The sequence below is a fragment of the Promicromonospora sukumoe genome (genome assembly GCF_014137995.1).
GTDB lineage: Bacteria > Actinomycetota > Actinomycetes > Actinomycetales > Cellulomonadaceae > Promicromonospora > Promicromonospora sukumoe.
Window position 1 is genome coordinate 1,010,505 of record NZ_JACGWV010000002.1, and the last position, 26,802, is coordinate 1,037,306.

Sequence of the window (26,802 nt, forward strand, 5' to 3'; positions counted from 1 at the left end):
CTCGTGGGTTTCAGGCGTCGAAGTCGTCTGCGACCTTGCGCAGCATCTTGGCTAGCGTCTCCGGGTTCTTCGGATAACGCCCCTTGCGCAGGTCATTTGCCACCCGGTCGAGCATCTGGGTCAGGTCGCCGACGATGACAGCCATGTCGTCGGCGGGCTTGCGCCGCGCCTTGGCGACCGACGGCGCGGCGTCGAGCACCTTGACCGCGAGCGCCTGGGGTCCGCGGCGGCCGTCGGCCACCCCGAAGTCCACGCGCGCGCCAGGCTTCGGCACGACGCCCTCGGGCAGGGCGGAGGCGTGCAGAAAGACCTCGCCTCCGTCCTCGTTGGCGATGAAACCGAAGCCTTTGTCGGTGTCGAACCACTTGACCTTGCCGGTGGGCACTGCAACCTTCTTCTGTGCTTGTCGGTACTGCTCGCGAAACTGCTCAGGGCGGTCCGAGGTGCTGCGGCTGACGCGCTCTCTCCGGACCCGTTGCACAAGGTTACCGGGCAGATGCCTACCGCGTCGCATGCATTGACCGTTCTTCGCCCGCGTGGCGCGCACGAGGCGCCCCGCTGACCGGTCTCAGACCCCGATGCCCAGGTCGGCGCCGAGCCGGAGCGCCACCTCGTCGAGCCACCGGGCCGGGTCGGCGACCGAGCCGACCTGGTGGCCGAACAGCTCGAACGAGATCAGGCCGAAGAGCGTGGTCCACGCCATGATCGTGCGGCGCACGGCCTCCGGGACGTCGTCGTCGGCCAGGTCGGCGCCTGCCCAGAGGCCCTGGTCCGCGATGAACGCGAGCCCGGGCGCGATGGTCACGGGCGCGTCCGCGGTGGCCGCGGCCACGGGGGCCGGCACGGCGGCGGGGCGCGCGCCCGCGGCATAGGCGTCGCCGGTGATCGTGGCGAGCACGCGGACGACGCGGACGGCAGGCACGACAGTGTCCCGCGGCGCGGCGTAACCGGGCACGGGTGTGCCGTACAGCAGCCCGAACTCCCCCGGGTGGGCCACGCACCAGGCCCGCACGGCACGGAAGGTCGCCAGCCACCGGGCGCCGGTGTCGGCGCGGTCGGCGACGGCGGCGTCGGCGGCCTCCGCGGCGGCGCCGAGCTCGTCGTACGACTCGATCAAGAGCGCCGTGAGCAGCGCGTCGCGGCTCGGGAAGTACCGGTACACGGCCGACGACACCATCTCGACGTCGCGCGCGACGGCGCGCAGCGAGAGCGCGGCGGCGCCGTCGGTGGACAGCCGCGCGCGGGCCGCGTCGAGGATCTCGCGGGTGATCGTCTCGCGGGCGAGGGCGCGGGCGGTACGGGCGGGACTCATGCCGCCCAGGTTCGCATGTCAGATCACTGCACACAACTGAGAGCACTGCTCTTGCCAAGGCGCACCCGCCCGTGCCACGCTTGCGCCACAACAGAGAGCACCGCTCTCGGAATGGAGCATCGATCATGTCTGACAGCCACCTCGTCGTCGGCGCCGGCCCCATCGGCAAGCACGTCGCCGCCCTGCTCGCCGGGCGCGGGTCCCGCGTCACGGTCGTGAGCCGATCGGGCAGGACCACCGGGATCGACGGCGTGGAGCACCTCGCCCTCGACGCCTCCGACGCCGACGCCCTGTCCCGCGCGGCCGAGGGGACCGACTACCTCTACAACTGCGCCAACCCGGCCGACTACACGCAGTGGGAGCGGGTGTGGCCGCCGCTGGCCGCCTCCCTGCTCACCGCCGCGGAGCGCTCCGGCGCCGTCTACGGCATCACCGGCACCCTGTACCCCTACGGCCCCGTCGGCGTGCCGATCTCCGAGGACCTGCCCGACGCCGCGACCGACCACAAGGGCGTGCTGCGGGCCCGGATGTGGGCCGACGCCCGCGCGGCGCACGAGGCCGGGCGCATCCGCGCCGTCGAGATCCGCGGCTCCGACTACATGGGGCGCGGCGTGGGCGGCAACGGGCACATCTCGCGCCTGGTGCCGAGCGCGCTGCAGGGCAAGCGCGCCCTGATGATGGGCCGCACCGACCTACCGCACACCTTCACCGACGTCGCCGACGCCGCCCGCACGCTGGTCGCCGCTGCGGAGGACCCGGGCGCGCACGGTCGCGTCTGGCACGTGCCGAGCAACCCGCCGGTCACGCAGGCGCAGGCGCTCACCGACGTGCTCGCGAGCGCGGGGAGGCCGCCGGTGAGGATCACGTCCCTGCGCGGCGCCGGGCTCGCCGCGGCGGCCCTGGCCGTCCCGTTCATGCGCGAGATGCGGGAGATCATCTACCAGTGGGAGCGGCCTTACGTCCTGGACGACGCCGCCGCCCGCGCCCGCTTCGGCATCACCCCGACGCCGTGGGAGGAGGTCTGCGCCCGCACCGCGCAGGTCTGACGGCGGCCCGGGGCGCCGCGCGCGCGACGGGGCCGCAGGAAACCCGCGTAGCATCGTCAGGATGGCCTCCTCGCTCCCCGCAGCGCCGGCGGCGGCCACGCGGCACTTCGCCGACGACCTCCGGCAGCGCTCGGACACCGCGCTCGCCGCGCTCCTGCGCGCCCGTCCTGATCTCGCCGCTCCCTCTCCTTCCACGCTCCGGTCGCTCGCGGCCCGCGCGTCGAGCCGCACCTCGCTCGAGCGTGCGCTCTCCCGTTCCGACGCCCTGACGCTCCAGGTCCTGGAGGCGGTGCTCGCCCTGGAGCCCGTCTTCCGCGCCCCGCCCGGCCCCGGGGGCCCGGGCACCGCCGAGCCGCCGCTGCCCGGACCCCTCAGCACCGACGTGGTCACCTGGGCGGTCGGCGGTTCCGCGGACGACCGGCCCCTGGTGGCGGCGGCCGTCGAGCGGGCCGTGGAGCAGGCCCTGCTCTGGGACACGGGTCAGGCCCCGGGGCAGGACGCCGGGCCCGACGCCGGCCCCGACGACCCGGCGTCGGGCCAGGACCTGCGCACCTCGCCCGGGCTGGACGAGCTGCTCGGCCCGAACCCCGCGGGCCTGGGCCCGCACGTCGAACCCGTCCCGGACGGGCTGGCCGCCGCCGTGGCCGGAGCGCTGGCCCCCGGCCCGGACGGGACGGACGCCGCGCTCGACGCCCTGCTCGCCGAGGCGCCCGGCGGGGCCCGTCAGATCCTCGACGCCCTCACCTGGGGGCCGCCCGTCGGCGTCGTGCCGGCCGCGGGCACCCGCCCGCGCGACGCGGTGAACTGGCTGGTCACCGCCCATCTCCTGGTCCGCTCGGACGCTCGGCACGTGGTGCTGCCCCGGCTGGTCGGGCTGGCGCTCCGCGGCGGGCACACCCACCGTGCGCCGCACACCCGGGCCCCCGAGCCCCGGGGCCGCGCCGTGCACCCGGACACCGCCGACGCCGAGGCGGCGAGCGCCGCGCTCGAGCTCGTCCGCCGCGTGCGGGTGCTGCGCCAGGCGTGGGACGAGAGCCCGCCGTCGGTGCTGCGCGCCGGCGGCCTGGGCGTGCGGGACCTGCGGCGGATCGCCGTGCTGCTGGAGACGGACGAGCCCGCGGCGGCGTTCGTCGTCGAGGTCGCCGCGCTGGCGGGCCTGGTGCGGGACGACGGCGAGGCGCCGCCGTCGTACGTGCCGACGGTGACCGACTGGGACGACCTGGACGACGCGGCCCGCTGGGCCCGCCTGGCCGAGGCCTGGCTGGCCTCCCGCCGGGCGCCGTGGCTGGTGGGCTCGCGCGACGACAAGGGTGCGCTGCGCGCGCCGCTGTCGCCGGACCTGCAGCGGCCCTGGGTGCCGCGCCTGCGCGAGAGCGTGCTCGGGGTGCTCGCGGCGGGCCGGGCCGACGACGCGGTCCTCGCGCCGACGTCGGACGCCGTGGTCGAGGTGCTGACGTGGCACACGCCCCGTTCGGTGCCGCCCGCGAGCGCCGTCGAGGGGCTGCTGGCCGAGGCCGCGTGGCTGGGCGTGACGGGCGCGGGCGCCCTGTCGGCGCCGGGCCGGGCGCTCCTGCCGGACGCGCCCGAGGCGCCGAGCGGGCCGGACGACGTCGCCGGGACGCTGCGGGCGGTGCTGCCGCAGGAGGTGGACGAGATCCTGCTCCAGGGCGACCTGACCGGCATCGTCCCGGGCCGGCCGTCGCGCGAGCTCGCGCGGCTCCTGGAGCGGTCGACGGACGTGGAGTCGCGCGGCGCGGCCACGACGGTGCGGTTCAGCCCCGCCTCGGTCACGCGCGCGCTCGACCAGGGGGAGACGGCGGAGGGCCTGCTCGACGAGCTGTCGCACCGCTCCCCCGTCCCCGTGCCCCAGCCGCTGGAGTACCTGGTCCGGGACACGGCCCGACGGCACGGCGCGGTGCGCGTGGGCTCGGCGTCGGCGTACCTGCGGGCCGCGGACCCGACCGTCCTCGCCGGTCTGGAGCACGACCCGTCGCTCGTCGGGCTGGGGCTGGTGCGGCTCGCGCCCACGGTCCTGGCGGCGTCGGTCCCGGCGGCCGCCCTGCACGAGGCGCTGCGCAGCCGCGGCCTGGTCTCGGCCCTGGAGGGCCCGGACGGCCGGGTGCTCGTCGCGCGGCGCGGCGTCACGGGCCGCGCCATGCCGGCCCCGCGCTCGGCGGCCGCGATCCGGATGGGTTCCGCGTCCGACGTCGCCACCCGGGCACCCGACCCCGAGGCGCTGGTCGCCGACCTGCGCGCCGTCGAGGCGGCGGCGCGGTCCGGTGCGCGGGCGCGGGCGGACGCCGCCGAGGTGGCGCACTCCGTCGCGCCGTCCGGCGGACCCCTGCGCGGCTACCGCGTGGTCCCCGGCCGGCCCGCCGGCACGGGCACGGCGGAGGAGGTGACGTCCGGGGCGCCCGAGGCGCCCGTACCGCCCCGGCCGGCGAACGGGTCGGCGTCCGCGCCGCCGGCCGTCGTCGGGCAAGCCGGTGACCTGGGCCTCGACCCGGACGACGACGACCCGGGAACACAGCACCCCGCTGACGGGTTGGCACTGCTGCGCGACGCGCTCCGCGACGGCTCCACGGTGATCATCGAGGTGGCCGGGCACACCGGCCGGCTGGAGCGCCGCGAGCTCAAACCCCTGAACCTCGACGGCGGCAGGCTTCGTGCGCTCGACCCGGACCGCGAGGCCGAGCTGACGATCGCCGTCCACCGCATCGCGTCGGTCCTGCCGACGTCACCACGCCCTGAGGCGAACCAGAACTGAGACTGAGGGAGACCACATGCCCGACGGCCCGTTGATCGTGCAGAGTGACAAGACGCTCCTGCTCGAGGTCGACCACCCGAGCGCCGAGCAGGCGCGACGCTCCATCGCGCCGTTCGCCGAGCTGGAGCGCGCGCCCGAGCACGTGCACACCTACCGCCTGACGGCGCTGGGCCTGTGGAACGCGCGCGCGGCCGGCCACGACGCGGAGCAGGTCGTGAACACGCTCATCGAGTTCAGCCGCTACCCCGTGCCGCACGCGCTGCTGGTCGACGTCGCCGAGACGATGTCCCGCTACGGGCGGCTCCAGCTCGCGCAGGACCCGGCGCACGGCCTCGTGCTGCGCAGCACCGACCGGGCCGTCCTCGCGGAGGTGCTGAAGTCGAAGCGGACCGCGGGCCTCGTCGGCGCGCGGATCGACGAGGCCACGGTGACGGTGCACCCCTCCGAGCGCGGCCACCTCAAGCAGGTCCTGGTCAAGCTCGGCTGGCCGGCCGAGGACCTCGCGGGCTACGTCGACGGCGAGAAGCACCCGATCGAGCTGAGCCCGGTCACCAAGCCGCAGACGGCGCACGAGAAAGCCTCCGCGTGGGAGATGCGGCCCTACCAGGCGCAGGCCGTGGACGGGTTCTGGCACGGCGGCTCGGGCGTCGTGGTGCTGCCCTGCGGCGCCGGCAAGACGATCGTGGGCGCGGGCGCCATGGCCAAGTCGGGCACGACGACGCTCATCCTGGTGACGAACACCGTCAGCGCGCGCCAGTGGCGCGACGAGCTGGTGCGGCGCACCACGCTGACCGAGGACGAGATCGGCGAGTACTCCGGCACGAAGAAGGAGATCAAGCCGGTCACGATCGCCACGTACCAGGTGCTCACGACCAAGCGGAAGGGCGTCTACACGCACCTCGAGCTGCTCGACGCCCGCGACTGGGGCCTCGTCCTGTACGACGAGGTGCACCTGCTGCCCGCGCCGGTCTTCCGGATGACGGCGGACCTCCAGGCCCGCCGTCGGCTCGGCCTGACCGCCACGCTGGTGCGCGAGGACGGCCGCGAGGACGAGGTGTTCAGCCTGATCGGGCCCAAGCGGTTCGACGCGCCGTGGAAGGACATCGAGTCCCAGGGCTACATCGCGCCCGCCGACTGCGTCGAGGTGCGCCTCACGCTGCCGGAGAGCGAGCGGATGACGTACGCGACGGCCGAGACGGAGGACAAGTACCGGCTGGCCGCGTCGGCGTCGGGCAAGAAGAAGGTGGTGGAGCAGATCGTGGCGCGCCACCCCGACGACCAGGTGCTGGTCATCGGGCAGTACATCGACCAGCTCGAGGAGCTGGCCGAGCACCTCGAGGCGCCGATCATCACCGGGCAGACCACCAACAAGGAGCGGCAGCGGCTGTTCGGGGCGTTCCGCGAGGGCGAGATCTCCCGGCTCGTGGTGAGCAAGGTCGCCAACTACTCGGTGGACCTGCCGGAGGCTTCGGTCGCCATCCAGGTGTCGGGGTCGTTCGGGTCGCGGCAGGAGGAGGCCCAGCGCCTCGGGCGCATCATGCGGCCCAAGGCCGACGGTCGCACCGCGCACTTCTACGCCGTGGTCGCGCGGGACACCGTGGACCAGGACTTCGCCGCCCACCGACAGCGGTTCCTTGCCGAGCAGGGCTACGCGTACCGCATCGTGGACGCCGAGGACCTGGACGGCTCGCCCGCCGGCACCACGGCGCCCTGACGCCGCCCGGACGGCGCCCTGCCGACGTACTGACCCGGGCGTGAAAATGCCCTTCAGGCTGGGCATTCACCTGGGGATTCGTTGCATATACGCAACGTTGTCCGCTCCGATTGCGCGTCATTGAGACCGGGGTGACGATCAGGGACGTGACCGCGTCCCGAGCAAGAGCCGAGCATCCGCACGATCCCGGCACCCGGGTTTCCGGGGGCTGGGTCGTCGTGGCCTTCGCAGGTCTGGTCGGCGTCGTCCTGGCGGCCACCTCGCAGGCCGCCAGCGCGACGGTCGTGGGGCCGGCCGAGCCGATGCCGTCCGTGTCGCCGCGCCTGACGGCCGCCGAGCAGGCGGAGCTGATGTCCGACATCCTCCCCGCCTCGCCGGCGCTTACCCTCACGGACCCCGTGACCGACGGCGCGAGCGCGCTGAGCGACGCCGAGCGCCAGGACGTGCTGGCCGCGATCGGCCGGCTCGCCGACGAGTCCGACCTGCGCATGTTCGTCGTGTACATCGAGAGCTTCGACGGCATCGACCCCGTGGACTGGGCCAACGCGAGCGCGAACCAGTCGGGGCTCGGCGCCGAGGACCTGCTGCTGGCGATCGCCACCGCCGACCACGAGTTCGGCCTGTCCGCGGACAGCAACGTGGCGCTCACCGACGGCCAGCTCCGGCAGATCGACCGTGCCGTCGCGTCCGCCGTCGAGGACGAGCGGTGGGCGCCGGCGGCCTCCGACGCCGCCGACGACGTGCGGCGCGCGCTCGCCGGGACCACCAGCCCCGTCCTCGTGGTGGTCGTCTCCGTGGGGGCGCTCCTGCTCCTGGTCGCCCTCGGGTACGTGCTGTGGCGGTTCGCCGTGCCCCGGCTCGGGCCGCTGCTCGCCCAGCTCCGGGACCGCACCCCGGCGTCCCCCGGCCCGACGGCGGACGCGTTCGCGGGCCTCACCCTCGACGAGCTCGACGAGCGCGCCGCGGCGGCCCTGGTCGGCATCGACGACGCGCTCAAGACCTGCGAGCAGGAGCTCGGCTTCGCCCGCTCCGAGCTGGGCGCCGACGCGACCCGCGACTTCGAGCTCATCCTCGCGGGCGCCGCCGCCGACGTCCGCGAGGCGTTCGCGGTCCGGCAGGCGGTGGACGTCGAGCCCCGGGCCGAGGCGCCCGAGCCCGCGGAGACCGACCTCGACGGCGTCGACGCCGACGGCGACGAGGTCGGCGCGCCCGTGCGGCGCGCCCGCCTGACCAGGATCATCGCGCTCTGCGAGGCCGCGGCGGACACGCTCGACGCCCGCACCCGCGCCTTCGACGACCTGCGCCGCCTGCAGCAGCGCACCCCGGAACTGCTCGCCGACGTCGTCGCGCGCGAGGCCGAGGTGTCCCGGCGGGTCGCCGGCGCGCGCGGCCTGCTGACGCAGCTCGCCCGGCGGTACCCGACCGGCCCGCTGGCCACCGTGGTGGGCAACCCGGAGCAGGCGGAGCTGCTGCTCGCCAACGCCAAGGAGGCCGTGGCCGCCGGGCAGTCCGCGCTGGCCGCCGGGCAGAAGACCGTCGCCGTCGCGCACGCGCGGGGCGCGCAGAACGCGCTGGGACAGGCCGTCACGCTGCTCGACGCCGTCGACGCCACCGCCCTGCACCTGCGGGAGGCGGTCGGCCGGCTCGACAAGTCGATCGCGTCCCTGACCCAGGACGTGGCGGCCGCCAAGGCGATCGAGGGCGACCTCAGGGTCACCCTCGCGCGCGCCGCGGCCCAGGCCTCGCTGAAGAACGTCGAGGTGACGCGCGAGGGCGGCGACCCGCTCGCCGGGCTGCAGCGCGTCGCCGCCGCGGAGGCCGCCCTCGACGCCGCCCTGGCGTCCACGCGCGACGCCACCGAGGTCAAGGCGCGGGCGTCCGCCCTGCTGCGCGACACGCTCCGCCGGGTCGACGCGCAGCTGCGCCAGACCGACGTCTTCATTGCCACCCGCCGTGGTGCGGTCGGCGCGGCGGCCCGGACCCGCCTCGCGGAGGCGGTCCGGCTGGCCGACGTCGCACGGACGCTCCACCCCACCGACCCGACCTCGGCTCTCGGGGAGGCCCAGGACGCGAGCGAGCTGGTCCGCGAGGCCGCCCGGCTCGCCCGGCAGGACGCGGACGCCGTCGTGGTGGCCGCCGCCGAGGCGGAGCACGACGCCGACGGGGCCGACGCGAACGGGCCGATCACGGGCGGCATGATGCTCGGCGGCATCCTGCTGGACCCCAGCCTCGTGCGCTCCCGCAAGCGCGCCCACACGGCGCGCATCGGGGGCGGGTTCGGCGGCGGCGGGTTCGGCGGCGGGCGCCCGGCGGCGCACCGGAAGCTGGGCGTGGTCCGCGCCTGGTGGCCGGCGTCGGCGAGGTGACCGGCCCGCACGAATCGCCGCGAAGGGGTGGGCGAAATATCGTGAAAACGGTAGTTTGAGCTGCCGGCAAACCGGCCTCTCGCCGTTCACGCGGATCACCCTCCGGAGTACACGTTGAAGAAGCACGCCCTGCCCACCGCACTGCTCCTCCTCCCGCTGCTCGCGTCCTGCGGCACGGGCACCGCCGCGGACGACGCGGCCTCCGACGGACCTCCGCCCGGCGTGGGCGGCGAGGTGCACTGGACGTACGAGGGCGCGGAGGGGCCGGCGGAGTGGGGACACCTCTCCGCCGACTTCGAGGCGTGCTCGACCGGTGACGCGCAGTCGCCCATCGACCTGCCCGCCCACGCCGACCAGCAGGCGACGGGCCACCCGACGATCACGTCGTCCCCGACGGTCGGCGAGTCGGTCGACACCGGCCACACCGTCCAGCTCGTCCCCGAGAGCGGGGCCTCGACGATCGAGTGGGACGGTGCAGAGTTCGCCCTCGCCCAGACGCACTTCCACGTGCCGTCGGAGCACACCGTCGAGGGCGAGGCGATGGACGCCGAGTTCCACCTGGTCCACAGCACTGAGGACGGGCGCACGCTCGTGATCGGCGTCCTCGCCGAGGAGGGCGCCGAGAACGCGGCCTGGCAACCGTTCGTCGAGGGCGCGGCGTCACCCGGCACCGCCGACCTGTCGCTCGACGTCGCGGCGATGCTGCCGACGGACCCCACCTACGAGGCGTACGAGGGCAGCCTGACGACGCCGCCGTGCACCGAGGGCGTCCAGTGGGTCGTCTACGCGACGCCGGTCGAGCTGTCGGCCGAGCAGATCGCGGTGCTCGACGAGGCGTCGCACGGGCACAACGCCCGCCCGACGCTGCCCCAGGGCGACCGCACCCCGTACGAGGGCACGCTCGCGCTGAGCCGGTAGTGCTGAGCCGGTAGTCCTGAGCCGGTAGCGCGGGGCGCCCCGGGCCACCGGCCCGGGGCGCCGCTGCGGGCTACAGGTAGCGCAGCGGGTCGAACTCCTCGATCGGGATGATCCGGACGCGCGGCAGCATGGTCGTGAAGGCGTCGGCGTCGGCCTCCAGGTCGTACATGACCAGACCGCGCTGCTCCTGCTCGGTGAACCGGGCGTTGACGAACTCGCGGAAGCCCAGCAGGCCGACGCGGCGGTCGTCATCGGCCAGGAGGGCCTCGATCTGCGGCAGGAAGTCGCCGTCGTGGCTCGCGAGGAGCACGTCGCCGGGCCGGTCCATCAGCGCGTCGAGGGTGCGCTGGATACCGACGTCGACGACCTTCTCCGAGCCCTGCGCGGCCAGCGGGATGGGCTTGTAGCCCATGGCGAGCAGCGCCTGCACGAACGGCATCGGCATCTGGCCGGAGGTCGCGTTCAGGAAGAACAGCGGCACGACCTCCTGCGACCAGACCTTCTCCGCGAACGCGGAGATGCGGTCCCAGCGGGGGCGTTCCTCGGGTGCCGGACGGCGGTTCAGCACGTTCATGCCGAGCGTGGCGTCGATGTTCTCACCGTCGACGATGAGATACGTGCGCCGGGGCATCTGCCCGGGCTCCTGCGGGGACGGTGCTGACATGCGTCACAGCCTAGGCCGTGTGCGCTGAATCGCGGAGCCGAACCCGGATCAGGGCGGGCGAACCGGGCAGAGCCCGGCCGAGAAGGCGCCCGGGCGATTTCCCGGGCGAAACTCAGGCAGTCTTCAGGAACCAGCCGCACACTGGAAACATGGCTACTCCCGAGGCGCGTCTGGTCGTCGTGGACGACGAACCGAACATCCGCGAGCTCCTGTCCACGTCCCTGCGCTTCGCGGGCTTCGAGGTCCATGCCGCCGCGGACGGCAACGGCGCTCTCCAGCTCGTCCGCGACGTGGAGCCGGACCTCGTGGTGCTCGACGTGATGCTCCCCGACATGGACGGCTTCACCGTCACGCGCCGCATGCGGGCGACCGGCCGCCACACCCCCGTCGTCTTCCTCACCGCCAAGGACGACACGCAGGACAAGGTGCAGGGCCTCACCGTCGGCGGCGACGACTACGTGACCAAGCCGTTCAGCCTGGAGGAGGTCGTGGCCCGCATCCGCGCCGTGCTGCGCCGCACGGGTGTGCCCGCCCCCGAGGAGGAGGCCGTGCTGCACGTGGGCGACCTCGAGATGGACGAGGACTCGCACGAGGTGCGCCGCGCGGGCGTCGAGGTGGACCTGTCCCCCACGGAGTTCAAGCTGCTGCGGTACCTCATGCTCAACTCCGGCCGTGTCCTGTCCAAGGCGCAGATCCTGGACCACGTGTGGCAGTACGACTGGGGCGGCGACGCGAACATCGTCGAGTCCTACATCTCGTACCTGCGGCGCAAGATCGACACGCTCGAGGTCGAGGGCGAGACCCTGCCCCCGCTGATCCACACGAAGCGCGGAGTCGGGTACCTGCTGCGCGCCCCGCAGCCCGTCCGTGCTTAAGGAACGTCTCGCCGGCATCCCCCTGCGCGCACGTCTTGTCGCGATCATCGCGCTCCTGCTGGCAGCGGGGCTCGGCATCGCCGGCATCGCCACGACGACAGTGGTGTCGAGCTTCCTGGTCCAGCAGGTGGACGACGAGCTGCACACCGCCGCGCTCGACCCGATCGGCATCATCCAGTCCACCTCGGGCCAGGCGCTGCCGAGCGACTACTACGTGCTGATCGAGAACGAGAGCGGGAAGCAGACGCAGCTGGGCAACTCGGCGATCACCCGGTTCGGTACGCCCGAGCTGCCGACGGTGACCTACGACGAGGCCGTGGACAGTGGCGGCGAGCCGTTCACCGCCGCCGCGGCCACCGGCGCAGACGACTCGGATGCCGACTCCGGTCCTGACACGGGCACCGAGAGCTGGCGCGTCATCACCCTGGCCGCGACCTACCCGAGCGGCGAGCGCGCCGTCGTCTACGTGGCGCTGCCGCTGGTGGGCATGGACAAGACCGTCTCGATCCTGACCCGCACCCTGATCATGTCCGGCCTCGGCATCGTGCTGCTCGGCGGCCTCACCGCCTGGGTGCTGGTGGAGCGGTCGCTGCGGTCGCTGCGGTCGGTGGAGCACACCGCCGCGCAGATCGCGGCCGGCGACCTGACCCTGCGTGTCCCGGAGGCGCCCCCGGGCACGGAGATGGGCTCCCTGGCGGCGTCGCTCAACGCGATGCTGACGCAGATCGAGCGCGCCTTCGCCGCCCAGGAGGCTTCCGAGGTGCGGATGCGGCAGTTCGTCTCGGACGCGTCCCACGAGCTGCGCACTCCCGTCGCGACCATCCGCGGGTACGGCGAGCTGTACCGGATGGGCGCGCTGGACACGACGGACAAGGTCGACGACACGATGTTCCGCATCGAGGACGCCGCCCGCCGCATGGGCACCCTGGTCAACGACCTGCTGGTGCTGGCCCGGCTCGACGAGGGCCGGCCCGTCGCCCGGGAGGACGTGGACCTGGCCGCCCTCGCGCGCGACTCGGCCCAGGACCTGCACGCCCTGGACCCGACGCGCGAGGTCACCGTCGTGCCCCTCGGGGACGGCGGTGCCGAGGCCCCCGGGAAGCTCGTCGTGGAGGGCGACGGCGACCGCCTGCGGCAGGTGCTCACCAACCTCATCGGCAACGTCGCGCGGCACACGCCGGCGGGCACGCCCGCCGAGATCGCGCTGGGTGTGCCGGACGACCCGGCTTCGGACGGCGCGGCCGTGCTGGAGGTTCGCGACCACGGCCCCGGCCTCACCGAGGAGCAGGGCCGGCGGATCTTCGAGCGGTTCTACCGGGCGGACTCGTCGCGCACGCGGGAGTCGGGCGGCGGCTCGGGGCTGGGGATGGCGATCGTCGCGGCGATCGTCGGCACGCACGGCGGGCACGTCGAGGTGGCGCAGACGCCGGGCGGCGGCCTCACGGTCCGCCTCACGCTGCCGCTCTCGACGTCGGACGCCGACGTCGTCGCCGCCGAACCGTGACCACGGTTCCGTGACCGCGGTAGCCGCCGCCGATCGTTTCGGTAATAGGCTGGTCGTGGAGTGACCGACCTCGACCGTTAGGCAGAATTCACATGGGCGTGCTGACGTCTGACGCGCCGCAGTGGTTCCTCAGATCCTTCGTCCGGAGTGCGGTGGGCGCGGGAGCCACGGCGGACACCGACGCGATCGAGACGATCGGCCAGTCGCTCCTCGAGCGGTGGGCCGACGAGAACCGGCACTTCCACAACCTGCGCCACCTGGCCTCCGTGCTGCACCGCGTGGACGAGCTGGCCGAGGAGACGCACGAGCCGGACCTGGTGCGCCTCGCCGCCTGGTACCACGGCGCGGTGTTCAACGCGGAGCGCAAGGTCGCCGACGCCTCGCAGGGCGGCGAGCAGACGACGGCCTCCGCGGTGCTGGCGCACGAGGAGCTCATCGGCCTCGGGGTGCCCACGCGCGCCGCGGCCCGGGTCGCCGCCCTGGTCAACGCCATCGTGCGGCACGCGCCCGACCCCACGGACTTCGACGCCGCGGTACTGAACGACGCCGACCTCGCGATGCTCGCCGCCGAGCCGCAGCGGTACAAGGACTACAAGTCGGCGGTCCGTGCCGAGTACGCGCACATCCCCGCCGAGGACTACCTCCGGGCCCGCATCCGGGTGATCGAGCGGCTGCTCGCCCGCAGATCGCTCTTCCTGAGCCCCATGGGCGCCGCGTGGGAGGAGCCCGCGCGGCAGAACCTCGACATGGAGCTGCACCGGCTGCGCAAGGAGCAGGCGAAGCTCGGGTCCGCCTGACAGCCCCTCCGCACGGCCCCGCGCCGCTCCGAGCGCGACCACACCCCCGGCATCCACAGGCCTGTGCACAGGCCGCCCCGCGGCCGTCCCGCCGTCGGCCCTTGCGTGCCTACGGTCGGTCGACGACGTCGGACGGGCCGGCGTGCGAGGAGGCGATGGCCATGCGGTTCGAGGTCGACAGCGACCAGGTGGAGCAGGCGAGCGCGGCGGTGGCGGGCTCGGTGGCGACCGTACGCACCGAGGTGGGGGCGCTGATGCGCAACCTCGACGCCCTCCAGGCAAGCTGGCAGGGGCCGGCCGCCGCGGCGTTCGGCGGCACGGTCGGGCAGTGGCGGGGCGCCCAGGCGCAGGTCGAGGGCGCGCTGGACGCGATCCAGGCCGCGCTGGCCGCCGCGGCGCGCACCTACGCGGAGGCGGAGGCGGCGGCGACGCGCATGTTCTCCTGACGCCCCGCGGGGTACAAACCGGCGGGCACAAAAAGGCCGACGCCGGCCGGTCACCCTCCGCGTGAGAGGTTGACCGACCGGCGTCGGACGGGTGCGCGGGCCGAGGCCCGAGCGGGTCAGGCCGGACTCAGAAGTCCATGCCGCCCATGCCACCGGTCGGGTCGCCGGCCGGGGCGCCCACGGGCTCCGGCTTGTCGGCGACGACGGCCTCGGTGGTGAGGAACAGCGCGGCGATCGACGCGGCGTTCTGCAGCGCCGAGCGGGTCACCTTGACCGGGTCGTTGACGCCCGCGGCGAGCAGGTCCTCGTACTCACCGGTCGCGGCGTTCAGGCCGTGGCCGGAGGGAAGGTTGCGCACCTTCTCCGCCACGACGCCGCCCTCGAGGCCGGCGTTCACGGCGATCTGCTTCAGCGGCGCGTCGATCGCGGCACGCACGATCGCAGCACCGGTCGCCTCGTCACCCTCGAGCTCGAGCTTGGCGAACGCGACGGCACCGGCCTGGATGAGGGCCACGCCACCACCGGCGACGATGCCCTCCTCGACGGCAGCCTTGGCGTTGCGCACGGCGTCCTCGATGCGGTGCTTGCGCTCCTTGAGCTCCACCTCGGTGGCCGCGCCCGCCTTGATGACGGCCACGCCGCCGGCCAGCTTCGCGAGGCGCTCCTGGAGCTTCTCGCGGTCGTAGTCCGAGTCGGACTTGTCGATCTCGCTGCGGATCTGGTTCACGCGACCGGCGATGAGGTCGGCGTCGCCGGCACCCTCGACGATCGTGGTCTCGTCCTTGGTGACGACGACCTTGCGCGCCTGGCCGAGCTCCTCGAGCGTGGCGTTCTCCAGCTTGAGGCCGACGGTCTCGGTGATGACCTGGCCGCCGGTCAGGATCGCGATGTCCTGCAGCATGGCCTTGCGGCGGTCGCCGAAGCCCGGGGCCTTGACGGCGACGGACTTGAAGGTGCCACGGATCTTGTTCAGCACCAGGGTCGCCAGGGCCTCGCCCTCGACGTCCTCGGCGATGATGAGGAGCGACTTGCCCGACTTCATGACCTGGTCGAGCAGCGGCAGCATGTCCTTGACGTTCGAGATCTTCGACTCGACGATCAGGACGTACGGGTCCTCGAGCACGGCCTCCTGGCGCTCGGGGTCCGTCTCGAAGTAGCGGGCCAGGAAGCCCTTGTCGAAGCGCATGCCCTCGGTGAGCTCGAGCTCGAGGCCGAAGGTGTTCGACTCCTCGACGGTGATGACGCCTTCCTTGCCCACCTTGTCGAGGGCCTCGGCGATGAGCTCGCCGATCGCCGGGTCACCGGCCGAGATCGCGGCCGTGGCGGCGATCTCTTCCTTGGTCTCGATCTCCTTGGCAGCGTTCAGCAGCTGCTCGGTGACGGCCTCGGTGGCCTTCTCGATGCCGCGCTTGACGGCGATCGGGTTGGCACCGGCGGCAACGACACGCAGGCCCTCCTTCACGAGCGCCTGGGCGAGCACGGTGGCGGTGGTGGTGCCGTCACCCGCGACGTCGTCCGTCTTCTTGGCGACCTCCTTGACGAGCTCCGCGCCGATCCGCTCGTAGGGGTCCTCGAGCTCGATCTCCTTGGCGATGGAGACACCGTCGTTGGTGATCGTGGGGGCGCCCCACTTCTTGTCCAGAACGACGTTGCGACCCTTCGGGCCGAGCGTGACCTTCACCGTGTCGGCGAGCTGGTTGAGCCCGCGCTCCATGCTCCGACGAGCAACCTCGTCGAAAGCGATGATCTTGGCCATGGGGATGAATCCTCCGCTGGTGGCTTGTCCAGGCCGGCCGGTGCCCGCGACGGACGGCAACCTCCGTGGCGATCACGTCTCGCCGCGGCAGGAGGCCTCACCATTCGACCCTGCTGTCACTCTCCAACGGAGAGTGCTAAGACATTATTGGCACTCGGACCTTGAGAGTGCAAGGCGCGTACACCGCGAGCGAACGCGGCGCACGCCTAGTCCGGCGCCAGTCCCGGCACGTGGCGGACGTCGAACTCCCGGAGCAGCGCCCGCCGCGCGGCGTGCCAGCCGCCCATGCCGTGCACCCCCGGGCCGGGCGGGGTCGACGCCGAGCAGAGGTAGACCCCCTCGGCGAGCTGGTAGGGGTCCGGCGCGAGGCTCGGCCGCGCGACCATCTGCCACATGGTGGCCGCCCCGGCGGAGATGTCGCCGCCCGGGTAGTTCTGGTTGTGCCGCTCCATCTGGTCGGCGGGGATGCACCGCGCGCCGACCACGACGTCCCGGAAGCCGGGCGCGAAGCGCTCGATCTGCCGGGTGACCGCCTCGGTGACGTCCTGGGTCGAGCCGGACGGCACGTGGGCGTAGGTCCACAGCGGCCGCCTGGTGCCGCGCGCCCGGCCGGGATCGGCCACGGCCGGGTCGCTGAGCAGGACCATGGGCCGGTCGGGGTGCGTCCCGTGCGCGACGGCGTCCTCCGCGATCACCATCTCGGCCCGGGCGCCGCCGACGTGCACGGTCGAGGCGCGCCCGACGTCGTCCGCCGCCCAGGGCACCGGGCCCGACAGGACGAAGTCGACCTTGGCCGCCGCGTTGCCGTACCGGAACTTCCCCAGCGCGGCGCGGCGGGGTGCGCTGACCCGGTCCCCCAGGATCTCGAGGGCGGTGCGGGGCGTGGTGTCGAGGAGGACGGCGCGGGCGGACGGCAGGTCACGCCAGTCGTCGACCTGCCGGCCGGTCTCGACGACGCCACCGTGCGCCTCCAGGTCCCGGACCAGGGCGTCGGTGATCGCCTGCGAGCCGCCGACGGGGACCGCCCAGCCGCCGTCGGCGTGCGCGAGGGCGGCGAGCAGCAGGGCGGTGCCGGCCCCCGCGTACGACGGCAGCGGGGTGATCGCGTGCGCTGCGACCCCGGTCAGGAGCGCCCTCGCCTCCTCGGTGAGGAACCGCCGGTCCCAGCGTGGGCCGCCCTGCTCCAGGACCGCCGTGCCGAAGCGCAGGCCGGGCCGGGCCAGGGAGGCGGCGGCGCCCCACGTCTCCGACGCGTAGCCGCCGTGGCCGCGTACGCCCTCCAGCATGCCGCGGACGGTCCGCTTGTCGCCCAGCGCGAGCGCGGTCATCTGGCGCCAGTCCTCGGCGAGCGGGCCGATCAGGTCACGCCAGGCGTCGCCGTCCGCCCCCAGCCCGTCGGCGGTCCGGCCGAGGTCGCGCCAGGCGAGGCCGGCCCGGTCGCCGCCGAGCGGCTGGGCGTAGGCGACCTCGGGCGCGACCAGCTCGACGCCGTGCGCGCGCAGGTCGAAGGCGCGGAAGAACGGCGAGGCCCAGGCCATGGGGTGCACGGCCGAGCAGAGGTCGAAGAGCAGGTCGTCGTCGAGCTCGGGGACGGGGAGCGTGCGCGCGCCGCCGCCGATCGTCGGCTGCGCCTCCAGCACGCGGACACCCAGGCCCGCGCGGGCGAGCGTCACCGCGGCCGCCAGGCCGTTCGGCCCGGAGCCCACCACCACCGCGTCGAGGAGCGTCACGCCCCCATCGAATCATGGTGCTCGCGCAGGCAGGGGGTGCCTGGCGGGAACCAGGGCGAGCAGCCGCGGTACGGGGCGGCTGCTCGGTGGCGTCGGGCATCGTCGTCCGACAGTGTGCGCGACCGGTCGTCGTCGACCGGCCGATGCGGACACTGGGGTCTGGGTCCCAGCATCCTCGGGGGGTGGCGGGCGACGGGTGGGCGGTTCCCACCCGTCGTCCCATCGAGTCAGACTGGACGAACCTGCTCTGCCTGCGGACCCTTCTGTCCCTGCCCCACCTCGTACTCGACTTCCTGACCCTCGTCGAGAGACCGGTAGCCGTCGCTCTGGATCGCGCTGTAGTGAACGAAAAGGTCCTGGCCGCCGGCGGTCGGGGTGATGAAGCCATACCCCTTCTCGGCGTTGAACCACTTGACGGTGCCCTGGGCCATGCGTAGTTCTCCTTGTACCTCTGCACGGGCCATGCGGTCGACCCGTGGTGGTTCGAGCCTAGTGGTCCGTCTCACACCAGGGAACCCTCTATGCCCGGTATGCGGCATTAAGCGCATGGCGAACGCCCAGGTCAGAGGGCTGCGATGAAGCCCAAGGAAGCGAATATCAGCCTGGTGGTACCGATTGGCAAGATCAGCCAGCGCTACTTGACGATGACGATGACCGCGTACTGCGACGCCGTGACGTCCGCGGAAGCGATGCTGGCCGTGGCGCCCACGGCCGCGGCGACAGCCGCGGCGGTGTCGGAGCGGTCGGGCTCCGTGCCGTACAGCACGGTGGTCTCCGTGTAGCCCTCGCCGAGCCCGGTCGTGTCCGTCTCGGGATCGATCGTCCCCGTGAACCCTGCGGCGGCGACCGCCTCGGCGGCCGTGCCGGCAGCACCGTCGACGCCGCTCGCGTTCAGCACCTGGACCGAAGCGGTCAGGTCGGCCGCAGCCGGGTCCCCGGTCACCGACGACTCCTCACCAGCGGGCTCCGAGGCCTCACCGCTGGGCTCGCCCGAAGGTTCACCCGAGGCGTCGCCCGATGCCGACGGCGACGGCGACACGGGGGCGGAGGCAGAGCTCGACGGGGTGCCGGACGCGTCGGCCGGCTCGTCACCGCCGCCGGACAGCAGCGTGATGCCGCCCCAGGCAACGGCGGCGCAGACCACGGCGACCAGCAGGAACGGCCAGGCCGAGCTCCAACCGCTGCGCGGTGCACGGTGCACACCCACCGGTGCGCCCCCGGGGACAGCGACGTCGAACTCGTCGGGCGGGTAGGGGTAGCCACTCTTCGTCACGGCAGAGAGAGTAGCGGGTTGTTGTGACGGATCGGTGCGTTCTCAGTGGTTCTCATCCGCCAACCGTCGTGTAGTACGTGCCCGCTGGCGGGTCGAGCGGAGCCTGCGCAAGCGCTTGACCAGCATCGGGTCGTGCTCCAGGGCGGCCGGGGAGTCGATCAGCACGTTCAACACCTGGTAATACCGGGTGGCGGTCAGGCCGAACAGCTCCCGTGCCGCCTCCTCCTTGGCGCCGGCGTACTTCCACCACTGGCGCTCGAACGCGAGGATCTCGCGGTCCCGGTCGGAGAGCCCGTTCTCCCTGCCCTCGACCGCGGGGGCCTCGACGTGGGCGACCAGCGTCTCGCTCGCCTGCCCACCGAAGGTCGGAGGAACCATCCTGTCGTTCACCTGAGTCCTTTTCACGTTGTCTGCACGCCGGCCGTCCGCCGGCGCCGAGGAGGGCGCCGCGATCCTTACGGCAGGCGCCAGTCGACGGGCTGCGCACCCTGCTGCTCGAGCAGCGCGTTGGCCCGCGAGAACGGCTTCGAGCCGAAGAAGCCGCTGCGCGCCGACAGCGGCGACGGGTGCGCGCTCTCGACCACGGGGACGTCACCCAGCCACGCCTTGAGGTTGCGCGCCTTCGCGCCCCACAGGATGGCCACGAGGGGCCCACCACGGGCCACCAGGGCGCGGATCGCGGCCTCCGTGACCTCTTCCCACCCCTTGCCCGCGTGCGAGTCGGAGGAGCCGGGGCGGCAGGTGAGCGTCCTGTTCAACAGCATGACCCCCTGGTCGGCCCACGGGCGCAGGTCGCCGTTCGACGGGATCGGCAGGCCGAGGTCCTCCTGCAGCTCCTTGTAGATGTTGACCAGCGACCGCGGGACCGGCCGCACGTCCGGCTGCACCGAGAAGGACAGGCCCATGGCGTGCCCCGGCGTCGGGTAGGGGTCCTGGCCCACGATCAGCACGCGCACGTCCGCGAGCGGACGCTTGAAGGCGGCGAGCACGTTCTCGCCGGCCGGGACGTAGGTACGGCCCTCTGCGACCTCGGTGCGCAGGAAGTCGCCCATCGCATCGATGCGGGGCTCGACGTCGGCGAGCGCCTCGGCCCAGTCCGGCGCGATGACCTGCGACAACGGGGGCCGGCCAGCGGCAGCGTCGGCGTCGGCAGGGGGTGTCGGGTTCACGGTGGTCTCCACGCTCAGGAGGTTACCGGGACCCACTGACAGCGACCCCCTGTGCTGCCCGACACACCCACTTGTGACGACTCTTCACGGAGTTGGCGCAACAATGAGGAACGTGAGCGCGACGACCCCAGAACCGGAAGGCCCCTCCACCACACCCACCGCGACCGCACCCGTCCGCTGGACGCGGTACATCGCCATGGGCGACTCCTTCTCGGAGGGTCTGTGGGACCCCTACCCGGATGCCCCGGACGTGCAGCGCGGCTGGGCGGACAACCTCGCCGCCGCGCTCTCCGCACGCCGCATCGCGGCGGGCGAGGACCCGCTGGAGTACGCGAACCTCGCGATCCGGGGCCGCAAGCTGCGCCCGATCGTCGCCGAGCAGCTCGGCACGACGCTCGAGGCCAAGCCGGACCTGGTGTCCCTGGTCGGAGGCGGCAACGACATCCTGCGCGCCACGGCCGACGTCGACACGATCTCGGCCGCGCTGGAGGACGCCGTCGCCACGCTCCGCGCCACGGGCGCCGACGTGCTGATGGGCACCGGCTTCAAGGCGGGCGCCGGCCTGAGCTGGACCAACGGCCGCGTGGGCATCTTCAACGCGAACGTGTGGTCCATCGCCCGGCGCCACGGCGCGCACGTCGTGGACCTGTGGGGCATGCGGTCGCTGGGCGACCTGCGCCTGTGGTCCGCGGACCGCATCCACCTGACCCCGGAGGGGCACCAGCGGGTGGCGAACGCCGCCCTGGTCGCGCTCGGCCTCGAACCGGACGACGACGCCTGGGACGTGCCGCTCGACGCCGCCCCGCCCGCCGCCTTCCGGGAGAGCGCACGCGCCAACGCCGCCTGGATGCGCCAGCACGTGGGGCCCTGGGTCAAGCGCCGCCTCACGGGCACCTCCAGCGGTGACGGCCGCTCCGCCAAGTGGCCGACGCCGGGGGCCTGGCCGCGCGCGTAGGACCGCCGCCCGGCCCTACACTTCGGAGGGTGAAACTCAGAGGCTCCCTGGTGCCCGCACCGGGGAGCCTCCGGCGTCTCCGCCACCCCTTCCTGGCCGCGTAACTTAACCTTCTAGATGGTACATTTACAACCATGACGATGAGCCCTCCGCTGAGTGCGGGCACGTCCCAGATGGGCACCGGGCGGCGCTGGACCCTCCTGGTCACCGTCGGCACCGGGCTGCTGCTGATCACCCTCGACAACTCGATCCTCTACACGGCGCTGCCCACGCTCACGCGCGAGCTCGACGCGAGCTGGAGCGAGAGCCTGTGGATCATCAACGCCTACCCCCTGGTGATGACCGGGCTGCTGCTCGGCTCGGGCACCCTGGGCGACCGGTTCGGCCACCGCCTCATGTTCATCTCCGGCCTGGTGGTGTTCGGCTTCGCCTCGTTCCTGGCCGCGACGGCGCCCACCCCCGAGGTGCTGATCGCCGCCCGTGGGCTGCTCGCCGTCGGGGCCGCGGCCATGATGCCGGCCACGCTGGCCCTGATCCGGGTGGCCTTCGTCAACGAGCGCGAGCGCAACATCGCGATCGGCGTGTGGGGCAGCCTGTCGGTGGTCGGCGGGGCCCTCGGGCCCATCGTCGGCGGGGCGCTGCTGGCGCACTTCGCCTGGGGCTCGATCTTCCTGATCAACGTGCCGGTGGTCCTGCTGGCGATCATCGTCGGCATCGCCGTCGCACCCCAGGACGACCCGCACCCCGGGACCCGGTGGGACTTCATCTCCTCGGTGCAGTCCCTGGTCACGCTGGTCGGGCTCGTGGTGCTGATCAAGGAGGTCGCCAAGCTCGACCGCTCGGGCCCCGTCGTCCTCGGCGCGGCCCTGGTGACCGTCGTGGGCTGGTGGGTCTTCGTGCGGCGGCAGAAGCGGCTGCCGTTCCCGCTGCTCGACCTGTCGATCTTCCGCAACGCCGCGTTCTCCTCGGGGGTGCTGGCGGCCGCCATCGCGATGTTCGCCATGGGCGGCCTGCAGCTCGCCACGACGCAGCGGTTCCAGCTCGTCGCGGGGTTCACGCCGCTGGAGTCGGGGATGCTGGTGGCCGCGATCGCCCTGGGCTCGCTGCCGTCCTCGCTCCTGGGCGCCGCGTTCCTCCACGTCGTGGGCCTGCGCGTGCTGATCGGCGGCGGCCTGGCCGTGGGCGCCGTCGGCGTGGCCGGCACGCTGTACGGCGTCCACCAGGGGATGCCGTGGCTGCTCGCCGGCCTGCTCGTCACCGGCCTCGGGCTCGGTGCGGCCATGTCGGTGGCCTCCACCGCGATCATCGGCAACGTGCCCGCCCGGCGGGCCGGCATGGCGTCCTCCGTGGAGGAGGTCTCCTACGAGTTCGGCAGCCTGGCCGCCGTCGCCCTGCTGGGCTCGCTCCTGACCACGATCTACACCCTGACGATCCAGCTCCCCGCCGGCGCCCCCGTCGAGGCGGGCCGGTCCATGACGGACGCCCTGACGGCGCCGGGCACCGGCCCCGAGGTGCTCGACGCCGCGTTCCGGGCCTTCGGGAACAGCTACTCGGTGGTCATGGTGGTCTGTGCCGGGGTCCTGGCGCTCGGCGCTATCGTCACGACAGTGCTGCTCCGGTCCTACGGGCCCGGGTCGGCGTCCTCCGCCTACGGTTCGGGTCACTGAACCGTCCCGACCGCGACTCCCCCGCTGGAGACCCCGTGCGACCGAGCAACCGCGACCGCATCCTCGAATCAGCCGTGCGCCTGGTGCAGCGCGAGGGCGTCACGGCCGTGACCTTCGACTCCGTGGCGGCCGAGGCCGAGCTGACCCGCGGCGGGATCATGTACCACTTCCCGTCCCGGGAGGGCCTGCTCGCCGCGATCCACCAGCACCTGGCCGACCGGTGGGAGCGCACGCTGGAGGCCGACGCCGGCCGCCCCGCCGACCAGCTCACCGCCGGCGAGCGGCTCGCCGCCTACATCCGCGTGAGCGCGGAGTCGGCCACCCGGGCGGAGCTGCAGCTCATGCTGGAGGCCGCGACGCACCCCGAGTGGGCCGCCCCCTGGAGCGACGTCCTGGAGCGGTGGGCGCCCGTGCCGACCGACGCCGGGGGCGACGACGCGTCCATGGCCCGGCTGGTGGCCCGGCTCGCCGCCGACGGCCTGTGGATGTTCGAGTCGCTGGCCTACCGGAACATGCCGGAGACCCAGCGCCGCGCGGTGGCGGACCACCTGGCCCGGGCGGTCACGGCGCCCTGAGGGGGCCCGAGAGAGCCTGCTGGGGCATGACCAGAGCCAGGTGCTCCCCTGACTTCGGTCCCTTGCCTTCAGACCGGTCACCTGACCGACCGATCTGAAGACACCCGACCGAACTCGATGAGATCGGCCCCCTGCACACCCAGGGGCAGAAACAAGCAGGCCCGGAATCCCAGGGATTCCGGGCCTCTGGAGCCGCCTGTCGGGTTCGAACCGACGACCTTCCGCTTACAAGGCGGGAGCTCTACCAGCTGAGCTAAGGCGGCGGGCGGAGAACAGCCTAACGGTTCCCGACGCCGCTGTCCGAGTCCGGGCGCGCGCGTCGCCGGAACCTCCGAGCAGACAGACAGACGGGGCCCCGGGCCGTAGCCCGGGACCCCGCCGTCGACCCGCTCGCTGCTAGGCCAAGCCAGACGTCACTCGGACGGCGACGCGGAGGGCTCGGAGCTCGCGTCCTCGCCGGTGACGGCCGCGGCCAGGGCGCCGGGCTGCTGCCAGCCCTCGAACCGCTCGCCGTCGATCAGCACGGTCGGCGTGCCGAACCCGCCCTGGGCGTTGAACAGGTCCTCGTTGCTCGTCGCGGCGTCGGTCGACGCGGCGACCCACTCCTCGTAGGTGTCCTTGGCGTCGCCGTCGGTGATGCCCGCGGCGACGTCGGCCGGCACGCCTGCCTGCTCGGCGACCTGGGCGATCTGCTCGTCGGAGAGGCCCGCCGTGTTCTCGGCCGGCTGGCTCGCGAACAGGGCGTCGTGGAAGGCGGAGAACTGCTCGGGCGCCCGGTCGGCCACCCAGGCCGAGGCGGAGGCCGCACGCGTGGAGTACTCGGTACCCTGCGACGCGCGGTCGAGGATCGAGACCGGGTGCACGACGAGCGTGATGTCGCCGGCCTCACGCATCTCGGCGATGCTCGCGCTGTTGGTCTGCTCGAACTGGCCGCAGATGGGGCACATGTAGTCGACGTAGACGTCGAGCGTCTTCGCGCCCTCGTTCGTGGTGCCCGCGGCGCCGTCGGCGCCGACCGGGATGCCGGAGTTCTCGACGACGCCGGCCGGGATGTTGTCGACCTTCTCCATCGGCGTCTTCTGGCCCTCGGTGAGGATCAGCACGATCGCCACCACGAGACCGATGACGGCGAGCCCGAGCACGCTCAGCACGATCACACGGTTGCGCTTCTCGCTCGACTGCTGCTTCTTCTGGAGGGCAAGGGCCTCGGCACGGGCCGCGTCGCGGCGCTGTGCCTTGGTCTGATTCGTCGACATCGGGGTCCTTCGAGATGCGGGCCAATGGGGCGGGGCGTCCCAAACGCCCGACGCAAGACTACAAGCGCTCTCTGGGAAGCGGCTGGACGTTTCGTTACGATCCAGGCACCGGACCCGGGGACGCGCACTACCTGCGACAAGTCAGCAGGTCAGGGGCACGACGGCGGGGTCACCAGGTCACGGCGGGCCGGTCGCCCAGCGGCCACCACAGGATGTCTACGGGGCTCCCGAACAGCGGCAGCGACGCGAGCAGCGCGAGCGCCAGGACGACCAGGGTCAACAACGCCTTCGAACCCTTCGACGGGGCGATTCGCCGGAGCAGCGGCCCGGCCCCGACCCGCGTGCCGTACGACGCCGGCCCCCACCACGTCACGACCACCGTGACCACCATCGCCACGGCGAGCACCAGGCTGTCGACGATCGGCTGGTTCATGCCGCCCACGGACCGCGCCTCGACGGTCGGGATGGGGGCGATGATGACGTTGCCGGGCGCGAACAGCATCAGCCCCAGCAGCACCACGATCACGCCGGCGCAGATGCCGACCGCGAGGGCGGGCAGCACGCCGAACGCGGCGCGGACCAGGTGCCAGGGCGACACGAGCGTCGCCACGAGCGCGTCGGACCGGCTGGGCCCGCGCCGGGCGCGGCGGCTGCGGTACTCGTCGACGGCGATGCCCGCCAGGCGGGTCACGACGAGCAGGAGCGCGAGCACGCCGACGGCGATGCCGGGCCGGGTGGCCGCGAGCGTCACGAGCGCGAGCGCGGTGGTCAGGAACAGGGCCCGGTAACCGGTGACCCGCGCGGGGCTCGCCGGCTCGGGCGCGAGCAGAGAACCCGCCGACGGCGACGCCAGCCCGGGCGAGCCCACCGCGCGCCCCGTCACCGACCGGCCGCGGGGCGCCTCGGCACCCTGGGCCAGGTCGGTCACACCGCCGGGCGCGGGCCTGCGGGTACGAGCCGCGGCTGCTGCCCCGGCCGCCGCGCCGATCCCCGCGCCACCCGCCGCTTCCGAGACCGGTCGCCGGCGGGGCAGCAGACCCTTCGGCATGACCCGGGTCGAGCCGCCGCCCGGCACCGCGACGGTGCCGCCCGGCGACGTGCCGTCGGAGTCCAGGACCGTGGTCTCCGGTCCGCCCTCGCCCGACGTCGCGGCGACGAACGCGTCCGACTCGGACTTGAGCGCGCGCGCCACCTCGTCCGGCCCCCAGCGTTCGGCCGGCACGGCCCGGAGCGCGGCGTCGAGCGCTCGCCTGGCACGCGGCTGGAGCCCGTCGAGGTCGGCCTGGCCCTGCCGCGAGCGGCGCAGCACCAGCTCGGTGGGGCGGACGCCGAACGGCGCGCGTCCCGTACCGCCGAAAGCGAGCACGGCGGCCCAGGACCACCAGTCGGTGTCGGGGCCGGGCTCGGCGCCGTCGAGCAGCTCGGGGGCGAGGTAGCCGGGGGTGCCCATGACGAACCCGGTGCGGGTCGCCCGGACGTCGCCGGGACCCTGGGCGAGCCCGAAGTCGATCAGGACGGGGCCGGTCCGTGCGATGAGCACGTTCGAGGGGGTGAGGTCGCGGTGCACGACGCCGGTGCCGTGGACCGCCTCGAGGGCGTCGGCGAGCTGGTCGGCGAGCTCGAAGAGGTCCCGGGGGTCGAGCGGCCCGCGATCGTCGATCTCCTCCTCGAGCGTGGGGCCCTCGATGAGCTCGGTGACGATGAAGGCCTCGGGCCCTTCGAGCTCGGCGTCGAGCACGCGGGCCACGGCGGGGTGCCGGAGGCCCTGGAGCGCGTTGGCCTCGCGGCGCAGCCGTTCCCGGGCCGCGGGGTCGTCGAGGTGGCGGTGGAGGATCTTGAGGGCCACGGCGTTCCCGCCGTCGTCCTGGGCCCGGTACACGGCGCCCATGGCGCCGGAGCCGATCTGACGCACGACGGTGTACCCGCCGAGCTTCGAACCGGCAGCGGGGCCGGTGCCGTGCGGGTGCGCCGTCGGGGCCTCGACCTCCTCCATGAGGCACACCGTAGCCGTC

The 26,802-nt window shown here is 73.6% G+C and carries 23 protein-coding genes and 1 tRNA gene; 12 read left to right on the forward strand and 12 right to left on the reverse strand.

Going from position 1 to position 26,802, the window contains the following annotated elements; genetic code table 11:
- Positions 1 to 10: 10 nt before the first annotated feature.
- Both FHX71_RS29815 and FHX71_RS21560 read right to left on the reverse strand, forming a co-directional pair.
- Entirely contained in the window at positions 11 to 385 is a 375-nt protein-coding gene (locus FHX71_RS29815; RefSeq protein WP_182619474.1) for a cold-shock protein, read from the reverse strand.
- A gap of 183 nt (positions 386 to 568) precedes the next feature.
- Positions 569 to 1,312, reverse strand: coding sequence for a TetR/AcrR family transcriptional regulator (locus FHX71_RS21560; protein WP_182619475.1), 744 nt, complete (start codon positions 1,310 to 1,312; stop codon positions 569 to 571).
- Positions 1,313 to 1,437: 125 nt separating this feature from the next.
- Between FHX71_RS21560 and FHX71_RS21565 the strand changes: the two genes are divergently transcribed.
- From FHX71_RS21565 to FHX71_RS21585, 5 genes are all read left to right on the forward strand, one after another.
- The gene (locus FHX71_RS21565) at positions 1,438 to 2,358 is read left to right on the forward strand and encodes an NAD-dependent epimerase/dehydratase family protein (RefSeq protein WP_182619476.1); all 921 of its coding nucleotides are present in this window, start codon (positions 1,438 to 1,440) and stop codon (positions 2,356 to 2,358) included.
- Positions 2,359 to 2,419: 61 nt separating this feature from the next.
- Positions 2,420 to 5,125, forward strand: coding sequence for a helicase-associated domain-containing protein (locus tag FHX71_RS21570; RefSeq protein ID WP_182619477.1), 2,706 nt, complete (start codon positions 2,420 to 2,422; stop codon positions 5,123 to 5,125).
- Positions 5,126 to 5,141: 16 nt separating this feature from the next.
- On the forward strand, positions 5,142 to 6,839 hold the full coding sequence (locus FHX71_RS21575) for a DNA repair helicase XPB (protein WP_182619478.1): 1,698 nt from the start codon (positions 5,142 to 5,144) through the stop codon (positions 6,837 to 6,839).
- Between the two features lie 146 nt (positions 6,840 to 6,985).
- A complete protein-coding gene (locus FHX71_RS21580) occupies positions 6,986 to 9,205 on the forward strand; it encodes a TPM domain-containing protein (RefSeq protein WP_182619479.1) in 2,220 nt (739 codons plus the stop codon).
- 114 nt (positions 9,206 to 9,319) lie between these two features.
- Positions 9,320 to 10,123: a carbonic anhydrase gene (locus FHX71_RS21585; protein WP_182619480.1), complete on the forward strand. Its 804-nt coding sequence runs from the start codon at positions 9,320 to 9,322 to the stop codon at positions 10,121 to 10,123.
- Between the two features lie 70 nt (positions 10,124 to 10,193).
- On the opposite strand, the gene FHX71_RS21590 is transcribed toward FHX71_RS21585, so the two are convergent.
- Complete coding sequence (locus FHX71_RS21590) at positions 10,194 to 10,787, reverse strand: NYN domain-containing protein (RefSeq protein WP_182619481.1); 594 nt, start codon at positions 10,785 to 10,787, stop codon at positions 10,194 to 10,196.
- Between the two features lie 149 nt (positions 10,788 to 10,936).
- Here FHX71_RS21590 and FHX71_RS21595 point away from each other — a divergent pair, with 149 nt between their 5' ends.
- The 4 genes from FHX71_RS21595 to FHX71_RS21610 all read left to right on the forward strand — a co-directional run bounded on the left by FHX71_RS21595 (position 10,937) and on the right by FHX71_RS21610 (position 14,409).
- Positions 10,937 to 11,662 (forward strand): response regulator transcription factor, encoded by a 726-nt coding sequence (locus tag FHX71_RS21595; RefSeq protein ID WP_182619482.1) that lies wholly within the window; start codon positions 10,937 to 10,939, stop codon positions 11,660 to 11,662.
- On the forward strand, positions 11,655 to 13,166 hold the full coding sequence (locus tag FHX71_RS21600) for a sensor histidine kinase (RefSeq protein WP_182619483.1): 1,512 nt from the start codon (positions 11,655 to 11,657) through the stop codon (positions 13,164 to 13,166). The genes FHX71_RS21595 and FHX71_RS21600 overlap by 8 nt, the downstream gene beginning before the upstream one ends.
- Positions 13,167 to 13,258: 92 nt before the next feature.
- A complete protein-coding gene (locus FHX71_RS21605) occupies positions 13,259 to 13,963 on the forward strand; it encodes an HD domain-containing protein (protein WP_182619484.1) in 705 nt (234 codons plus the stop codon).
- Between the two features lie 101 nt (positions 13,964 to 14,064).
- Complete coding sequence (locus tag FHX71_RS21610) at positions 14,065 to 14,409, forward strand: WXG100 family type VII secretion target (protein WP_246403364.1); 345 nt, start codon at positions 14,065 to 14,067, stop codon at positions 14,407 to 14,409.
- 127 nt (positions 14,410 to 14,536) lie between these two features.
- Here the strand turns inward: FHX71_RS21610 and groL are convergent, their stop codons facing one another.
- The 6 genes from groL to FHX71_RS21640 form a co-directional block, all read right to left on the reverse strand.
- A complete protein-coding gene (groL, locus tag FHX71_RS21615; protein ID WP_182619485.1) occupies positions 14,537 to 16,165 on the reverse strand; it encodes a chaperonin GroEL in 1,629 nt (542 codons plus the stop codon).
- A gap of 206 nt (positions 16,166 to 16,371) precedes the next feature.
- Complete coding sequence (locus FHX71_RS21620; RefSeq protein ID WP_182619486.1) at positions 16,372 to 17,895, reverse strand: phytoene desaturase family protein; 1,524 nt, start codon at positions 17,893 to 17,895, stop codon at positions 16,372 to 16,374.
- Positions 17,896 to 18,122: 227 nt separating this feature from the next.
- Positions 18,123 to 18,326, reverse strand: coding sequence for a cold-shock protein (locus tag FHX71_RS21625; RefSeq protein ID WP_020017272.1), 204 nt, complete (start codon positions 18,324 to 18,326; stop codon positions 18,123 to 18,125).
- 203 nt (positions 18,327 to 18,529) lie between these two features.
- Positions 18,530 to 19,168, reverse strand: a complete 639-nt coding sequence (locus tag FHX71_RS30175) for a LytR C-terminal domain-containing protein (RefSeq protein WP_182619487.1) — start codon at positions 19,166 to 19,168, stop codon at positions 18,530 to 18,532.
- Positions 19,169 to 19,210: 42 nt separating this feature from the next.
- Positions 19,211 to 19,546, reverse strand: coding sequence for a DUF3263 domain-containing protein (locus FHX71_RS21635; RefSeq protein WP_182619488.1), 336 nt, complete (start codon positions 19,544 to 19,546; stop codon positions 19,211 to 19,213).
- Positions 19,547 to 19,623: 77 nt separating this feature from the next.
- Positions 19,624 to 20,286 (reverse strand): uracil-DNA glycosylase, encoded by a 663-nt coding sequence (locus FHX71_RS21640; protein ID WP_182620034.1) that lies wholly within the window; start codon positions 20,284 to 20,286, stop codon positions 19,624 to 19,626.
- Between the two features lie 154 nt (positions 20,287 to 20,440).
- Here FHX71_RS21640 and FHX71_RS21645 point away from each other — a divergent pair, with 154 nt between their 5' ends.
- From FHX71_RS21645 to FHX71_RS21655, 3 genes are all read left to right on the forward strand, one after another.
- Complete coding sequence (locus FHX71_RS21645; protein ID WP_376770154.1) at positions 20,441 to 21,292, forward strand: SGNH/GDSL hydrolase family protein; 852 nt, start codon at positions 20,441 to 20,443, stop codon at positions 21,290 to 21,292.
- A 134-nt stretch (positions 21,293 to 21,426) separates the two neighbouring features.
- Complete coding sequence (locus tag FHX71_RS21650; RefSeq protein ID WP_220490233.1) at positions 21,427 to 22,959, forward strand: MFS transporter; 1,533 nt, start codon at positions 21,427 to 21,429, stop codon at positions 22,957 to 22,959.
- A 35-nt stretch (positions 22,960 to 22,994) separates the two neighbouring features.
- Positions 22,995 to 23,534, forward strand: a complete 540-nt coding sequence (locus FHX71_RS21655) for a TetR/AcrR family transcriptional regulator (RefSeq protein ID WP_182619489.1) — start codon at positions 22,995 to 22,997, stop codon at positions 23,532 to 23,534.
- A gap of 187 nt (positions 23,535 to 23,721) precedes the next feature.
- Here FHX71_RS21655 and FHX71_RS21660 read toward each other — a convergent pair.
- The 3 genes from FHX71_RS21660 to FHX71_RS21670 form a co-directional block, all read right to left on the reverse strand.
- Positions 23,722 to 23,797: transfer RNA gene (locus tag FHX71_RS21660), tRNA-Thr, on the reverse strand.
- 150 nt (positions 23,798 to 23,947) lie between these two features.
- Positions 23,948 to 24,790: a DsbA family protein gene (locus FHX71_RS21665; RefSeq protein WP_182619490.1), complete on the reverse strand. Its 843-nt coding sequence runs from the start codon at positions 24,788 to 24,790 to the stop codon at positions 23,948 to 23,950.
- Between the two features lie 169 nt (positions 24,791 to 24,959).
- Positions 24,960 to 26,783: a serine/threonine-protein kinase gene (locus FHX71_RS21670; protein ID WP_182619491.1), complete on the reverse strand. Its 1,824-nt coding sequence runs from the start codon at positions 26,781 to 26,783 to the stop codon at positions 24,960 to 24,962.
- Between the last annotated feature and the right edge of the window lie 19 nt (positions 26,784 to 26,802).

What these genes read in the sequence shown, in the direction of transcription:
- FHX71_RS21560 (WP_182619475.1), bottom strand. Translation starts at nt 1,312, where the DNA reads ATGAGTCCCGCCCGTACCGCCCGCGCCCTCGCCCGCGAGACGATCACC.
- FHX71_RS21635 (WP_182619488.1), bottom strand. Translation starts at nt 19,546, where the DNA reads ATGGTTCCTCCGACCTTCGGTGGGCAGGCGAGCGAGACGCTGGTCGCC.
- FHX71_RS21575 (WP_182619478.1), top strand. Translation starts at nt 5,142, where the DNA reads ATGCCCGACGGCCCGTTGATCGTGCAGAGTGACAAGACGCTCCTGCTC.
- FHX71_RS21645 (WP_376770154.1), top strand. Translation starts at nt 20,441, where the DNA reads ATGAGGAACGTGAGCGCGACGACCCCAGAACCGGAAGGCCCCTCCACC.
- FHX71_RS21650 (WP_220490233.1), top strand. Translation starts at nt 21,427, where the DNA reads ATGACGATGAGCCCTCCGCTGAGTGCGGGCACGTCCCAGATGGGCACC.
- FHX71_RS21590 (WP_182619481.1), bottom strand. Translation starts at nt 10,787, where the DNA reads ATGTCAGCACCGTCCCCGCAGGAGCCCGGGCAGATGCCCCGGCGCACG.
- FHX71_RS21570 (WP_182619477.1), top strand. Translation starts at nt 2,420, where the DNA reads ATGGCCTCCTCGCTCCCCGCAGCGCCGGCGGCGGCCACGCGGCACTTC.
- groL (WP_182619485.1), bottom strand. Translation starts at nt 16,165, where the DNA reads ATGGCCAAGATCATCGCTTTCGACGAGGTTGCTCGTCGGAGCATGGAG.
- FHX71_RS21605 (WP_182619484.1), top strand. Translation starts at nt 13,259, where the DNA reads ATGGGCGTGCTGACGTCTGACGCGCCGCAGTGGTTCCTCAGATCCTTC.
- FHX71_RS21565 (WP_182619476.1), top strand. Translation starts at nt 1,438, where the DNA reads ATGTCTGACAGCCACCTCGTCGTCGGCGCCGGCCCCATCGGCAAGCAC.
- FHX71_RS21595 (WP_182619482.1), top strand. Translation starts at nt 10,937, where the DNA reads ATGGCTACTCCCGAGGCGCGTCTGGTCGTCGTGGACGACGAACCGAAC.
- FHX71_RS21665 (WP_182619490.1), bottom strand. Translation starts at nt 24,790, where the DNA reads ATGTCGACGAATCAGACCAAGGCACAGCGCCGCGACGCGGCCCGTGCC.
- FHX71_RS21670 (WP_182619491.1), bottom strand. Translation starts at nt 26,783, where the DNA reads ATGGAGGAGGTCGAGGCCCCGACGGCGCACCCGCACGGCACCGGCCCC.
- FHX71_RS21625 (WP_020017272.1), bottom strand. Translation starts at nt 18,326, where the DNA reads ATGGCCCAGGGCACCGTCAAGTGGTTCAACGCCGAGAAGGGGTATGGC.